This window comes from Bacillus sp. FSL K6-1005 (genome assembly GCF_038000225.1).
Classification (GTDB): Bacteria; Bacillota; Bacilli; order Bacillales; family Bacillaceae; genus Bacillus; species Bacillus mojavensis.
Genome location: NZ_JBBOBP010000001.1, coordinates 1,702,351 through 1,716,944 on the forward strand (window position 1 = coordinate 1,702,351; position 14,594 = coordinate 1,716,944).

The following is a 14,594-nucleotide window of genomic DNA, read 5'->3' on the forward strand; positions in this document are numbered from 1 at the left end:
CACCTTCCAATTTTAAAAATCAAAGCTTGAAAACCCGGATTGATCAAACATTTGGGGTTCTTCAGCATGTTCATATGTAATAACCTCATCAGGATCATTTCTCAGTTCAATAATATAATCAAAGTCATCTAGTGTATACTCTGTATTTTGAACGAATATGTCCGGATGCTCCACCACTTTTGTAGCAGGCAGCCTCATGATTTCCCTCACCAGCTGCAGATGGCGTTCAGACCCTCTTCTTGTCGACACAATCCCGTCAATGATAAAGACATTTTCAGTACTGTATTCATCGGCAATCAGCTGGCTTCTAATTGTTTGTTTCAGCAAGGTAGATGAAACAAACAGCCACCTTTTGCTGGCGCATACGCTGGAAGCTACAATTGACTCCGTTTTTCCGACGCGCGGCATTCCCCGGATTCCGATTAATTTATGGCCTTCTTTTTTGAACAGTTCGGCCATAAAATCGACTAATAGGCCCAGCTCGTCCCGTTCAAAGCGGAATGTTTTCTTATCATCGGCATCCCTCTGGATGTACCGGCCGTGTCGCACGGCGAGACGGTCGCGAAGCCTTGGTTCCCTCAGCTTCGTTACTTTAATTGTTTCCATCGTTTTTAAGATTGATTCTAATCGTTTAATTTGATCTATATGGCGGCACCTGAGCAGCATTCCCCTTCTGGAAAGATCGACGCCGTTTATCGTTACGATGTTTATAGAAAGCATCCCGAGAAGAGATGAAATATCCCCGAGCAGTCCGGGGCGGTTCACTTGAATTTCATATTCAAAATACCATTCGAGCTTTGCCAAATGATATACCCCCTTCATTGTGGCAAATTTTTACCTTCCTTTATCATAAAGCATTTTTCTCTAATTAGAAAGAAGAATGTTGCTGTGATGAGGAAAACATAAAAAAGAGAGGAAGAATCTCCTCTCTTCTTAATGAGTGCTGTTATTTTCAACAAGCTTAACCATCATATTGGCAATGGCATGCTGTTCTTCTTTAGATGCTACGCTCCAAAGATCTGCCAGCACTTTTTCCTGCTCGTTCTTAGAATCCACTTCATTAGCCAGGTAACCGCCGATTTCTGTAGCAAGGTCAGTGATGGTGTCCTGACTCATGCCTTTATCTTGCGCATAGTTCAAACGATCACCAAGGAAATTCTTCCAACTATCCCAGTTTTCTAATACTGACATGTGAGTTTCCTCCATTTCATGTGAAGTTACAAAATTATTTTGTCCTTCTTAAAAGAAACTATACACATTTTATTTTGCATCAGCAGTGCCAGCCCCCGTTAACAGACAGAATCTGTCCAGTAATATAGGAAGCTTTTTCAGACAGGAGAAATGCTACCGCCTCGGCAATTTCTTTCGGCTGTGCAAGCCTGCCGATCGGGATCTCATCAGCGATCTCTTCCAATTCATCCGGACTGAATTGATTCATCATGTTTGTATCTACAGCACCCGGCGCTACTGCGTTGACCCTGATACCGCTTGGAGCCAGCTCCTTAGCCAGTCCTTTTACAAACGAGTGCTGTGCTCCCTTTGCCATGCTGTACAGCACCTCACACGATGCGCCAGTCTCTCCCCAAATAGAGCTGACTGCCACAATCGCTCCCGTTTTGTTCCGAATCATGCCTGGAAGAAGGTTTCTCGTCAGCATGTAAGGACTTGCCACATGCAGCTGAACCATTTCCTGTACCGTAGCATTAACTACATCAGTAATCAGCCCGAAATGGCTTCTGCCGCTGTTTAAAACGATCGCATCCACCGGCTGAACAATTGCTTTTGTTAGTTCATCAGCGCCAGTGGGAGTGGAGAGATCTCCTTGCAAAATATTAGCATCTATGCCAAACGCCCGTTTCAGTTTTTCAGCAAGCTCTGCTGCCGCGTCTTCATTCTGATTGTAGTGCAAAAGCAGATCATACCCCTCTGCTGCAAGCGATTCACTTATGCTTTTGCCAATACCGCCGCTTGCCCCGGTGACTAATGCTGTTTTTTTCATCCTCTTTCCTTCTTTCCGCAGAAAAACACCCCTCACATTGGAGGGATGCATGTTAATTTAGGAACCACTTTGCAGACAGTCAGTCTATCCTCAGCAATTTCCTCTTGTATGATTTGCTGCACATCCTCAAGGGTGATCTGCTCAAGAACAGTTACGATATCAAACAGGCTCATCTCCAAAAATGCATAGCGAGTGAATTGGTTAGCGATGTATTCAGGTGAGTTTAATGCCTTTAAAAATGACCCGATTTTTTTCTTTCTGGCAAGTTCAATCTTCTCAGCGGTGATGATTTCACCGGCACGAAGCAGATTGCTTGAAATGTCTTCAGCCAATTTATCCGGTTCAGGCGTGTCCCCGCCAATGGCCGCAAAACCGAACCCATATTCAGCCGTAAAATCAAAGCTGAACGTTTCATCAATATACCCTTTTTCATAAAGGGATTCATATTGGGCAGAGCTTTTGCCGAACAAAGATTCCAGCAATAGGTTCATTGCAAGTTCATGCTTGAGCAGCTCTTTCCCTAATCTATACGGATGCTTTGATTTCAGTCCGACGAGACATTTCGGTCCCTGAACATTCATTTTAATTTCTTTTTCTTTCCGGAAAACAGCTTCTTGCTCTTTTACTTCTTCCCGTTTAATTTCCGGCTGATCTGTATACGGTTTTCTTCCCTGATTTTCTCTTACCTGAGAAATGATCGCTTCAGGATCAACAGGGCCGACTATAAAGAGGAGCATGTTGCTCGGATGGTAAAACGTCTCATAACATTCATAAAGAAGGTCCTTAGTGATATGGGATATACTTTCTACCGTTCCGGCTATGTCAATTTTGACAGGATGATCTTTGTACATGTTTTCAATCACCCCGAAGTACAGCCTCCAGTCAGGATTATCATCATACATGTTAATTTCCTGGCCGATAATCCCTTTTTCCTTTTCTACCGTTTTTTCTGTAAAATAAGGGTCCTGCACAAAATCAATCAGTGTTTCCAAATTGCGTTCCACGTTTGACGTGCTCGAGAAAAGATAAGCCGTTCTTGTAAATGACGTAAACGCATTGGCAGAGGCGCCCTGTTTGCTGAAATCTTGAAAAACATCTCCATCAGCTTTTTCAAACAGCTTATGTTCAAGAAAATGGGCAATCCCGTCGGGGACATGAACCATCTCGTCTTTTCCAAGAGGGACAAACTGATTATCGATAGACCCGTACTTTGTTGTGAATACCGCATACGTCTTGTTAAAGCCTTTTTTCGGCAAAACGTATACGTCTAGGCCGTTTGACATTTTTTCATGATACAGCGTCTCCTGAAGCTGTTCAAATTCGATTGGTTTTATCAAGATGCACCCTCCGTCCCTTTTAAGAAATAAGTCGTATCAAGCTGAATTTTTTCGCCGACTTTTATGATATCCTCTTTTGTCACACGCTCAATATTGGCAAGGAAATCTTCGATCGGAATATCGACTTGGGCAGCGGCCTGCTGATATAAAAATTCAGATAAACCATATGCAGTATCAATGGTTTCCAGCACCTGATTCCGAATCATGGCTTTCGTCTGAGAGATGTCTTGCTCACTGAACTCCCCGTTTTTCATAGCCTGAAATTGCTCGGCAATAATAGAAACCGCTTGTTTGTAGTTTTTCACTTCTATTCCTGACATCACCATTAATAAGCCTTTAAAGCTATCGATACGGGAGGCTGCGTAATAAGCGAGACTGGCTTTTTCCCGAACATTAATGAAAAGCTTGGAATGAGAAAAGCCGCCGAACATTCCGTTAAAAACTTGTAAAGCTGAATAATCCTGATCCGTAAAGGTAATATTGGTCCGATAGCCAATATTCAGCTTGCCTTGTTTGACGTCTTCTTCATCAATGACTTCTTTAGGCTCAGGTTGTTCAGAATGGTTGTTCACAAATGTTTCCAGAGCGCGTTCCTCTGTGTGAAAATATTGATCAATAGCAGCTTGCACTTGTTTCCTGTCAACATCGCCGACGACATATAGATCAAGCTGGTCTTTTTGGATCGCGTTTCGGTATGTTTCATATAATTGATCGGCCGTAATGGCATCAACATCGTCGATCTCTCCATTAACGTGCAGCGAGTAAGGTTCATTTTTACACATTTCCTGTATAAGCCTTAGATTAGAGTAACGCATTTTATCATCATAAACCGCTTGAATTCTCTGCTTCAGCGTTCGTTTTTCTTGATCCACATATTGCGATTGAAAAACGCCTGCTTCTAAAGCAGGTGAAAAGACGATTTCTGCGAGAAGCTGGAGCCCTTTTTCAAGGAGAGGCGTCTGATCTTTTAAATATTTTTCATTCGGAATTTCAAGTCTGAATGTAATCACATGCTGTTCACCTTTTTTCGAGAGATCAGCCGATACTGATGTGCCGTACAGTTCATCCAGATAAGAACGTAATTCTGCAGTTTTCGGACGGCTTTCTGTTCCGCGAAGCAGCACATGCGGGAACAGCGCTCTTTTCGTAACTTGCTCCTTTGTTAAGGGCGCCAGCATTTTAAAGATAAGCGAGACGGTTTTAAATTTTTCTGTTTCTACAATATGTGCGGTTAAACCGCCGTGCTTTGTTTTGACTTCATTGACATATGACATGTGAAACCTCCTTCGTTCATTTCTTATTAGTATGTATTATGACCAAATTTCAGCATTCGCAGAAACACTCTTTCATGTAATTATAGCAACTGTAGGATTTATAAGGAAACAATAACCTCTTGCGTATTAATTGTTCTTCCGCTGTTTATGCTGTCATGATCCTTGTTGCCTCTTCATGCTTTTACGAAATGCGAATCAATTACTTGTCTTACACAAGTTTTCTGCCAATTTTTCTCAGCAAAAAAAGACGGTTTGTCAAACCGTCCCTAAGTTTTTTTCTTCTTCACTTTTTTTAGCATCTACATTAAAGAGCACCAGAAATAAAGAAATAATCCCGCAAAACGCGGAGAGAATGAAGATAAGCCAGCTTGCATTAGACATCAATGCCGCAAACACAGGCGGCCCGAGAGCTACTCCAATAAAGCGCATACTATTGTAAAATGAAGAAATTGTTCCGCATTCCTCACTTTCAATCCCTTCCGTTATCAGCGCATCTAAAGCAGGAAGCGCCATACCGATTCCAATTCCCCCAAAACTTAAAAAGATAAATAAAAAATAAAAACTGTGGTTCCACCACAAGCCGATAAAAGACAGGCTTAACATAATCATCCCTGTAACGACGCAAAATTTCATTCTTCCCTTATCTTTGCCGATCTTTTTACCCGCTATAAAAGAACTGCTGGACAGGAATAAAAGAGGTATCGCCAGCAGCCCGCCTTTGGCCACTCCGTCAATTGTATATTTATTCTCTAGCGTATCTGATAAGTAAAATAATACGCCAAATAATAAAAACATAATGACGCATCCAATAATAAAAACTGTATAGAGCCAGCGTCCATCCTGTTTAAAGATTTTCCGCACATTCTTGAGGAACTCTGAAATTGTAGGTGCATCCTCATCTTCTTCAGGCTTCTCCACCAAAAACAATACAAGCAAAAAGCTGATCACACAGAAAAACGGAATAAACCAAAACGGGACGAACCAGTACCAGGATGCAAGTAAAGCGCCCAGTATGGGACTCAGCACTTTTCCCGAGGTGTTAGCGGTTTCAATATCGCCAAGACCGGCACTGACCTTTTCATCATCTCCCTTAAACAGATCGCCGATAAACGGCATGACGATGGGTGCTGCCCCTGCTGATCCGATGCCTTGAAGAACCCGTCCAGCCAAGATCATAGCATAAGGATTGTCTATATATGTCGAAGCAAAAGCAGCCACAGCTCCCCCTATTCCTGCAATAAGAAGGCATGGGAGCAGCACTTTTTTTCTGCCAAATCTATCCGACAGGTACCCCGCGATTGGAATGCAAATGATCGCTACCACCGAATATACAGTGATAATTAATGATACTTGAAATGAATTGACCGACAGCTTTTTCTCCATCATCGGAAGCACGGGAATCAGCATGGAGTTCCCTAATGTCATAACAAGCGGTACGGAAGCCAGAGCAATAATATTTTTCATTCCTATTTTTTCTTTCAACATTTTCACCCATTCACTTTGTCATCCTTTATATCTTGCGTTAACCACATTGAAAGTATGTACAAAGAAACATAAACCAGGCAATAAAAAAACAGACACATCACAGGCGTCTGTTTTAGAATCGTTTACGCAAAACATGGAATCTGAATTTGTCTGCTCTGAAATAATTTAATGAATAAAGCACCGGTTTATCATGCTGATCATAATGCGTTTGTTTTAACAGTAAAAGAGCTGTTTCCGGATCACATTCCAGCACTGGAGAAATCGTATCATGATAGCCGATCGGCTCAATATCGGTTACGGCATAGCTGATGACAGAGCCTGAATTTTTCTCAAGCAGGTCAAACATAGACTCTTGCTGGTGAGAAAAAGAATCCGGCAGTATATCCATCGGAATTTTGTCAATACAATACACAATCGGCTGTCCATTTGCCGTTCTGACACGTTCAAGATAAAAAACTTCCTGGCCTGATGTCAGATGAAATCTCTTGATATCATCATCAGTCGGCATAAGCACTTGAGATGAAAGAAAGATTGTTCCTGGGATCATATTAGCCTGTTCAATCATTTTGGTTACACTGTTCAGCTGTTCAATGCCCGAAAGAAATAACGGCTTAGAATGGACAAAAGTTCCTACACCATGCCTTCTGATAATCACATGCTCTTCTTCCAGTATCCGTAGTGCTTCACGCAAAGTCGCCCGGCTGACGCCAAGCTTTTTGGAAAGCTCAAATTCAGAAGGGAGCTTTTCTTTCTCAGTGTAGATTCCATTTTTAATATCCTCTTTAATTCGTTCAATTACTTTTAAATACAAGTGCCGATTATCAGCTTTTGTAGACATGTTTCCCCTCCGTAAACCACCTTCGATAAAAATTATTGAACAATTGGGACAACTATATCATGTTTTGTCGAAAAAATAAACAGCAAGGTGTACAGTTTACATAATGTTATTATTGTTACCGAACTCTCTTCCTCTAAGAAGAGAGTTCATCATGTTTTTCTTTTGATATTAAGACTTCCCTTGGTTTGCTGCCTTCATACGGGCCAACTACACCGCGTTCTTCCATTGCATCTATCAGACGTGCCGCTCTTGTATACCCGATTCTGAACCGTCTTTGCAGCATCGATACGGATGCAGTCTGCATGCCGACAATTAATTCGACGGCTTCATCATAAAGGTCATCGGTAACCTCAGTATGTGTTTCCGTTATTTCCTCAGGAATCATTTCTTCCTGATATTGAGCTTTTTGCTGCGTAATGACATGATCCACGACCTGCTCCACTTCTTCGTCTGACAAAAATGCTCCTTGTACGCGGACAGGTTTATTAGCCCCTACAGGTAAAAACAGCATATCTCCGCGTCCCAGAAGCTTCTCAGCGCCCCCCATATCCAGAATGGTCCTTGAATCCGTCTGTGAAGAGACACTGAATGCGATTCGTGACGGAATATTTGCCTTGATGACCCCTGTAATGACGTCAACTGACGGGCGCTGTGTCGCAATAATAAGATGGATGCCGGCAGCCCGCGCCATTTGGGACAATCTCGTAATCGAGTCTTCAACATCGGATGAAGCTACCATCATAAGATCAGCTAGCTCGTCCACAATAACCACGATATACGGCAGCTCTGGTTGTTTTGCCTCTCCCTCATTATTGGAGCGTTTAATATAATCATTGTACCCTTCAATATTTCTAGTTCCTGTATGAGAAAACAGTTCGTACCGCCGTTCCATTTCATTGACAACTTTTTTCAAAGCTTGTGAAGCTTTTTTCGGATCAGTTACCACCGGAGCAAGCAAATGCGGAATTCCATTGTACACATTCAGCTCAACCATTTTTGGGTCAATCATCATCATTTTCACTTCATGCGGTTTAGCGCGCATCAAAATACTTGTGATAATGCCATTGACACAGACACTTTTTCCGCTCCCGGTCGCGCCTGCAACAAGCAAATGAGGCATTTTGTTTAATTCAGCAAGCACGGCTTCGCCCGAAATATTACGGCCAAGTCCGATTAACAATTTTGCATCAGGTCGGTCATTAAGTTTTGACTCAAGCACTTCCTTCAGCGATACCATAGCCACTTCCGCGTTTGGAACTTCGATCCCAATGGCAGATTTACCTGGAATAGGCGCCTCAATCCTGATGTCTTTTGCAGCTAACGCAAGCGCTAAATCGTCACTTAGGTTGACTATTTTACTGACCTTTACTCCGACATCCGGATACACTTCATATTTCGTGACAGCCGGCCCGAGATGAACCTGTGTCACTTTTGCCTTTACGCCGAAGCTTTGGAAGGTGCGTTCGAGCTTCCTCGCATTTTCATAAATATTTTTTTTATCAGCCTGCTGGCCGGTATGCATCGGATCGGCTAATAAATCTAATGACGGCATCTGATAATCTTTATTTTCAAGTTCTGTAAAGGTCATTGGCGGAGCAACTGCCGTTTCATTATGGTCAGCCTCGGACTGATTTTCCTGAAGCGGTTCTGTGACCGGTTCAATTTGTTTTTCTGCAGCTGCCGGGGGCTCTTCCGATTCATTCCGGTCTGAAAAGCTTGAGATAATCGGCTCTGAATGAATGAGAGGTGATACCATCTCCTGCTCCTCTTCTTCAGCAGCGGGCTCTGGCTCCATTTGCTGTTTTCTGCGAGCCGGCTTTTGTTTTTTGCTGGTATTGGCTTTCGCCTTTTTCGATGATTTCATATTTGTTTTGACTGATTTCATGTCATCAATAAAAGCAAACCATTGTTCTTTGATGAAACGGCCGATCGGGCTCATCCACTTTTTCAACGTTTCTTGAAGAGAGCGCCCTGTGACCAGAATCAATCCGATCAAAATCATTACAATCGCCATAATTTGAGAACCAGTAGATGCAAACAAAAAGTGTGAAGCCGCAAACAGAAGCGCCCCGATCATCCCCCCGCCTAAATCAGGTGAAGCAGAGCTCCCATTCATGTCCATTAAAAATAATTCCCATGTATTACGGATCACGCTGGCAGACTCAATAGACCCTCTATTCGTCAAATTTTTAAACAGCTGCACATGAGAAAGCAGCAATATGCTTGCAATGATGCAGTACAGCCCCGCCTTTCGTCTCGTTAAAAGACTCGGCGTTTTTTTCTTCCAAAATAGTGAAACCCCTAAAACAAATAAGCCTAACAAGCATAAAATAAACCACTCACCAGCGAAAAAACGGAACAAGTAGATAAAGGTTTGTCCCACTACACCAAGCTGCAAAATGGCGATAATTGAGATAGCAATGCACAGCAATCCGTTTAATTCGTATTTTATGTTGAGCTGTTTTGCCTGTTTTTTTCTCGATTTTCTTTTTTTCTTTGCCACACTCATCACCTTACTGCGTTAAAAAATGTAAGTTCATACATAATGAAGAAAGCAGCCGTTAACTGGCTGCATTTTTTCTGTAGGATTCCCCTATTATAGCATATTTTGCCCTTAAAAAAGGGGAGGAATCTTATACGTTTAATTTTAGCTTTTGTCCCGGAGAAATATCCGGATGCAGAAAGTGCATGGGGTTTGTACTCATGACTTGTATAACCTCTGCTTCATTGCCTTTCATCTCGACAAGAAGCGGAACACCCCTATACTCGATTTGCTCGTGAGCACTTGGCTGTTGGTTCTGTTCCGCGAAAACAATTTCCTGCGGCATCGTGGTATATAAAATCATTGAATCATCCGTCCTTCTTCTTCTCTCGCTTCCTCGATCAGCTCATTTAATTTATTGATCGCTTGGCCGACTCCGCCGACGTGATCAATCAAGCCATACTCGACGGCATCCTTGCCGACGACATTTGTTCCAATATCGCGTGTTAAGTTTCCTTTTGAAAACATTAGCTCTTTAAACTTATCTTCATTTACATTTGAATGGCTTGTTACAAATTTAACGACTCTTTCTTGCATCTTATCCAAGTACTCAAAGGTTTGAGGCACACCGATCACCAGTCCCGTCAGCCGAACGGGATGAATCGTCATGGTAGCTGTTTCAGCGATATAGCTGTAATCACAAGATACCGCAATTGGCACACCGATGGAATGTCCTCCGCCAAGTACGATGGAGACGGTCGGTTTTGACAAGGATGCGAGCATTTCAGCAATCGCAAGACCTGCTTCCACATCTCCGCCGACTGTATTTAATATTATAAGCAAACCTTCAATTTTTGGATTCTGCTCAATGGCAACGATTTGCGGGATTACATGTTCATATTTTGTTGTTTTGTTTTGCGGAGGCAGCTGAACATGGCCTTCTATTTGTCCGATAATGGTCAGACAATGGATATTTGTATCTTGCGGGAGCTGCGGAAGTGTCGTTTCCCCTAGCTGCTGTATTTTATTCATAATGCTGTCTTTCGCATCATTTTTTTCAGGACGTTCTTCTTGTGTATTTTCCATACGATGATCCATTTCGCTTTCACCCTTTCCGAGTTTCTCTTTGTATTATGAACAAAGATCTTCGATTCAATCCCGGCATAATAGGCAAAAAAATAAAGACCGGAGCAGCTCCGGTCTTACGTTTTCCATTAGACTTCCATAATAATTGGGATGATCATCGGTTTACGTTTTGTTTTTTCATATAGGAATTGGTTCAAAGCATCTCGCATTGCCTGCTTAAGCGTTGACCATTCAACATTTGATGTTTCTGTTGCTTCAGTCACGATTGAGCGTACAAGCTCAGTAGCCTGTACGATAAGGCCTTCAGACTCTCTTACATAAACAAAACCGCGTGTGATAATCTCAGGACCTGATACAAGATGTTTCTTTTGTTTATCAAGTGTAATGACAACAATCAGTATGCCGTCTTGTGAAAGTAAGCGGCGGTCTCTCAGCACAATATTTCCGATGTCGCCTACACCTAAACCGTCGATTAAAATATTGCCGTATGGCACTTTATCACCGATCTTTACGTTTTGGCCGCGGAACTCGACAACGTCTCCTTTTTCAATTAAGAAGATATCACTGCGCTTCATGCCGATTTCTTCAGCGATTTTTGAATGAGCCTTTTGCATTCTGTATTCGCCGTTTACAGGAATTAAATATTTTGGTTTAAGCAGATTGATCATCAGCTTTAACTCTTCCTGTGAGCCGTGTCCAGATACATGCACACGCTTTTGGGCAAAAATGACTTGTGCGCCAGCTCTGGCAAGCAAATCTACTGTTTTAGAATAAATGAGTTCCTGTCCAGGGATCGGTGTGGATGCAATTACAACTGTATCCCCTTCTTCGATATTCAGCTGCTTGTGGGCTTTGTTTCCCATTCTTGTCAGAGCTGCCAACGGTTCACCATGGCTGCCGGCAGTTACAATAGCTACTTCGCGCTTCGGATATTTTTTGACATCCTGAACCGAAATAAACAGTTCATCATCTGCTTCAATATATCCAAGCTTTCTTGCAAGCTGAAGGATCGATTGAAGGTTTTTTCCGGCAATGGCAATCTTTCTGCCATTTTGAGCCGCTGCATGAATGACTTGCTGAATCCGGTTAATATTGGATGCGAAAACAGCAATAATTACCCGTTTCTCTGAATTGTAAAGCGCGTCCGAAATCTCTCCGCTGACAGCAGCTTCCGAAGGGGTGTAACCCGGACGTTCTGCATTTGCACTGTCAGAAAGCAGAGCAAGTACGCCGCTGTTGCCGATTTTGGCAATCTCGCCAATGTCGCACGATTGATTAAGTGCGGGTGTTTGGTCAAATTTGAAGTCTCCCGTGCATACAATAGATCCAAGTGATGTTTTTAAACTAACGCCTACTGAATCAGGGATACTGTGGATCGTATTAAAGAACGATACCTTTGTTGATTCAAATGTAATGACAGATTTTGAGTGAATTTCTCTTAAATCAGCTTTTCGGTTATGTCCGTATTGCTTTAATTTTTCTCTTAACAGTGCAAGCGTCAGCTTTGTTCCGTATACAGGAACAGACAGCTTGTTTAACAAGTAAAAAACGCCGCCGATATTCTCATCATGCCCATGTGTTAAAAAGATAGCCTTGACGCGGTCAGATCGTTCAATCAAATATGATATGTCAGGAATCACCACATCAATACCAAGCATTTCATTTTCTGGATGCATAAGGCCGGCATCAACGACAAATATGTCTGAATCAATTTCGATGACATAAAGGTTCTTCCCAATTTCTCCGACACCGCCAAGGGCGATAATTCTAACGTTTTCTGTATTTTTCTTTTTCAAAATCTATATCCTCCTAGTCTCATACCCGTCCATCATCACTTGTTCCTATTATAACTGAAAGTAATTTTAGAAAACAAGATAAAGCAGAAGGTTTAGGGAAAACCAATATGTATAAGAAACGGTCAAACTCAGGTGGAATGAGAATGACCGCGTTTGTTTCACTGTATGAATTTTTTCTTACAGTTCGCTGATCGCGCTGCTTAAGCTCAGACGTTCATCTTCGTTTAACGGGATAAGTGGAAGACGCACTGAACCGACATCAAGGCCTTTCAGCTGAAGAGCTGTTTTCACAGGAGCCGGGTTAGGCGCTTTAAACAGTTCCTTCATAATCGGCAGGAGTTTCTGGTGAATCAGTGCCGCGTTAGCTGTTTGCCCATTTGTATAATTTTTGATCATTTGCTGCATATCAGAGCCTACGATATGGCTTGCGACTGAAACGACACCTCTTCCTCCTACTGACAGAACAGGAAGCGTCAAGGCGTCATCTCCAGAATAAACGGAGAAATCTTCAGGCGTTTCCGCAACAATTTTTGTAATCGCTTCGAGGTCTCCGCTCGCTTCTTTAATCGCAACAACATTCGGAACATCTGCCGCCAAACGGATAGTCGTCTCAGGAGCAAGAGAAGCAACGGTGCGGCCCGGCACATTGTACAGCATAACTGGAAGAGACGTTTCAGAAGCAACAGCTTTAAAATGCTGGTACATGCCTTCTTGTGAAGGTTTATTATAATACGGTGTAACGAGCATGACCGCGTCTACGCCCGCTTCCTCAGCTTTTTTTGTGAGCTTAATGGAATCTTTCGTGTTGTTGCTTCCAGTACCCGCAATAACGGGCACCCGGCCGTTCACTTCTTTGACCGTATATTCAAATAGCGCTATTTTTTCTTCTGTTGAAAGGGTTGGAGATTCTCCTGTCGTTCCCGCTACTACTAAAGAATCTGTTCCGTTTTTCAACAAGTAGTCAATCAGTGTAGACAATTTTTGAAAGTCTACATTCCCTTTATTGTCAAAAGGTGTAATCATAGCTGTAGACACATTTCCGAAATTCATTTTTTTCACCTCATCATGATTCAATCACATTTACTTAGAAAGTTCAAACACTTCATGCAAAGCGTTTACAGCAGGAACCATGTCCTTTTCATGGACAAGCACCCAGATGGTCGTGTGGCTGTCCGCCGACTGCAGAATAGGAATCTCTTTCTCTGATAGGGCTGTCACAATTTTAGACGTTACACCCGGGACGCCCATGATACCGGCACCGACCGCCGAAACTTTTGCGCAGTCTCTCGTCACCATCGGGTCATAGCCCATATCCATTAAAATGCGCTGAGCTGTTTCCGTCTTGTTCCCAGCCACCGTATAAACAATTTCACTAGGTGTAATGTTAAAGAAATCAACGCTGATTCCTGCATTCGCCATCGCTTTAAAAACTTCAGTCTGAACGTTATACTGACCGAGTTTTGAAGGCACTTTGAACTGTGTAACATCTTTGACATGGGCAATTCCCGTAATCAGCCGTTCAAAAACATCACTGCCCACATTGGAAGAATGATGTGAAGTCACCAATGTGCCTTTATCTTTAGAATATGTTGAGCGGACGCGGATCGGAACCTTAGCCTGCATCGCAATTTCCACAGCTCGCGGATGAATCACTTTCGCTCCCTGGTACGCCAAATTGCAGATTTCCGTATATGTTACCACAGGAAGCGGTTTCGCGTTTTCCACTACTCTCGGATCTGCAGTCATCACACCTTCAACATCTGTGAAAATATCGATGTATTCAGCGTCAATTGCCGCCCCAAGTGCGGCTGCAGACGTATCGCTGCCCCCTCTTCCGATCGTTGTTGTATCGCCCTTTTCAGTAGCGCCTTGGAATCCAGCGACGACTACCGCGTCATGATTCGCAAGCACACTGAACAAACGCTCAGGCTTCATTTCAAGGATTTTTGCATTTGTATGCTGGTCATTTGTTAAGAAGCCGGCCTGAGCCCCAGTCAGCGCAGATGCTTTTACACCGTTATCCAGCAGCATGCTCGTAAAGACGACAGAAGAAATCGTCTCTCCACATGATAAAAGCAAATCCTGCTCTCTTGGGGAAATCGCAGACTGATCGCCGTAAAGCAGTCCCAACAGAGAGTCAGTTGCGTACGGATCACCCTTCCTGCCCATCGCAGAAACGACAACGACAACCTTATATCCTTCACTGATTGCTTCTTTAATGTGCTCTAAAGCCAGTTTACGGCCTTTGTCATCCTTTACAGATGTCCCGCCAAACTTTTGAACAATTATCTTCACTG

At 42.8% G+C, this 14,594-nt stretch carries 13 protein-coding genes; all 13 read right to left on the bottom strand.

The genetic code is table 11. The annotated features are described in order from the left end of the window. Nucleotides 1–12: 12 nt before the first annotated feature. On the bottom strand, nucleotides 13–804 hold the full coding sequence (locus tag NST16_RS08910) for a DUF3388 domain-containing protein (protein WP_024121452.1): 792 nt from the start codon (nucleotides 802–804) through the stop codon (nucleotides 13–15). Between the two features lie 129 nt (nucleotides 805–933). Beyond that, a complete protein-coding gene (locus NST16_RS08915) occupies nucleotides 934–1,191 on the bottom strand; it encodes a DUF3243 domain-containing protein (protein ID WP_029441274.1) in 258 nt (85 codons plus the stop codon). A 79-nt stretch (nucleotides 1,192–1,270) separates the two neighbouring features. Further along, entirely contained in the window at nucleotides 1,271–1,999 is a 729-nt protein-coding gene (gene ymfI / locus NST16_RS08920) for an elongation factor P 5-aminopentanone reductase (RefSeq protein WP_268505721.1), read from the bottom strand. A 32-nt stretch (nucleotides 2,000–2,031) separates the two neighbouring features. Continuing rightward, complete coding sequence (gene yfmH, locus NST16_RS08925) at nucleotides 2,032–3,336, bottom strand: EF-P 5-aminopentanol modification-associated protein YfmH (protein ID WP_340885807.1); 1,305 nt, start codon at nucleotides 3,334–3,336, stop codon at nucleotides 2,032–2,034. Then, the gene (gene yfmF / locus NST16_RS08930; protein WP_268505719.1) at nucleotides 3,333–4,610 is read right to left on the bottom strand and encodes an EF-P 5-aminopentanol modification-associated protein YfmF; all 1,278 of its coding nucleotides are present in this window, start codon (nucleotides 4,608–4,610) and stop codon (nucleotides 3,333–3,335) included. The genes yfmH and yfmF overlap by 4 nt, the downstream gene beginning before the upstream one ends. Before the next feature lie 255 nt (nucleotides 4,611–4,865). Then, on the bottom strand, nucleotides 4,866–6,074 hold the full coding sequence (locus NST16_RS08935; RefSeq protein ID WP_340885811.1) for an MFS transporter: 1,209 nt from the start codon (nucleotides 6,072–6,074) through the stop codon (nucleotides 4,866–4,868). Nucleotides 6,075–6,207: 133 nt separating this feature from the next. Continuing rightward, the gene (locus NST16_RS08940; RefSeq protein ID WP_010334301.1) at nucleotides 6,208–6,933 is read right to left on the bottom strand and encodes a GntR family transcriptional regulator; all 726 of its coding nucleotides are present in this window, start codon (nucleotides 6,931–6,933) and stop codon (nucleotides 6,208–6,210) included. 133 nt (nucleotides 6,934–7,066) lie between these two features. Continuing rightward, entirely contained in the window at nucleotides 7,067–9,436 is a 2,370-nt protein-coding gene (locus NST16_RS08945; RefSeq protein ID WP_326333498.1) for an FtsK/SpoIIIE family DNA translocase, read from the bottom strand. 130 nt (nucleotides 9,437–9,566) lie between these two features. After that, complete coding sequence (locus tag NST16_RS08950) at nucleotides 9,567–9,779, bottom strand: YlzJ-like family protein (RefSeq protein WP_024121444.1); 213 nt, start codon at nucleotides 9,777–9,779, stop codon at nucleotides 9,567–9,569. Next, nucleotides 9,776–10,513 (bottom strand): translocation-enhancing protein TepA, encoded by a 738-nt coding sequence (gene tepA, locus NST16_RS08955; RefSeq protein ID WP_268446164.1) that lies wholly within the window; start codon nucleotides 10,511–10,513, stop codon nucleotides 9,776–9,778. Before tepA ends, NST16_RS08950 begins: the two co-directional genes overlap by 4 nt. 116 nt (nucleotides 10,514–10,629) lie before the next feature. Further along, the gene (gene rnjB / locus NST16_RS08960; protein WP_340885817.1) at nucleotides 10,630–12,297 is read right to left on the bottom strand and encodes a ribonuclease J2; all 1,668 of its coding nucleotides are present in this window, start codon (nucleotides 12,295–12,297) and stop codon (nucleotides 10,630–10,632) included. A 177-nt stretch (nucleotides 12,298–12,474) separates the two neighbouring features. Further along, the gene (gene dapA / locus NST16_RS08965) at nucleotides 12,475–13,347 is read right to left on the bottom strand and encodes a 4-hydroxy-tetrahydrodipicolinate synthase (protein ID WP_010334296.1); all 873 of its coding nucleotides are present in this window, start codon (nucleotides 13,345–13,347) and stop codon (nucleotides 12,475–12,477) included. Nucleotides 13,348–13,377: 30 nt separating this feature from the next. Beyond that, nucleotides 13,378–14,592: an aspartate kinase gene (gene dapG, locus NST16_RS08970; protein ID WP_010334295.1), complete on the bottom strand. Its 1,215-nt coding sequence runs from the start codon at nucleotides 14,590–14,592 to the stop codon at nucleotides 13,378–13,380. Nucleotides 14,593–14,594 lie beyond the last annotated feature (2 nt).

Excerpts from the sequence above, each read along its gene's own strand:
- NST16_RS08915 (WP_029441274.1), bottom strand. The coding sequence starts at position 1,191 with ATGTCAGTATTAGAAAACTGGGATAGTTGGAAGAATTTCCTTGGTGAT.
- ymfI (WP_268505721.1), bottom strand. The coding sequence starts at position 1,999 with ATGAAAAAAACAGCATTAGTCACCGGGGCAAGCGGCGGTATTGGCAAA.
- yfmF (WP_268505719.1), bottom strand. The coding sequence starts at position 4,610 with ATGTCATATGTCAATGAAGTCAAAACAAAGCACGGCGGTTTAACCGCA.
- NST16_RS08935 (WP_340885811.1), bottom strand. The coding sequence starts at position 6,074 with ATGAAAAATATTATTGCTCTGGCTTCCGTACCGCTTGTTATGACATTA.
- NST16_RS08940 (WP_010334301.1), bottom strand. The coding sequence starts at position 6,933 with ATGTCTACAAAAGCTGATAATCGGCACTTGTATTTAAAAGTAATTGAA.
- NST16_RS08950 (WP_024121444.1), bottom strand. The coding sequence starts at position 9,779 with ATGATTTTATATACCACGATGCCGCAGGAAATTGTTTTCGCGGAACAG.
- tepA (WP_268446164.1), bottom strand. The coding sequence starts at position 10,513 with ATGGATCATCGTATGGAAAATACACAAGAAGAACGTCCTGAAAAAAAT.
- dapA (WP_010334296.1), bottom strand. The coding sequence starts at position 13,347 with ATGAATTTCGGAAATGTGTCTACAGCTATGATTACACCTTTTGACAAT.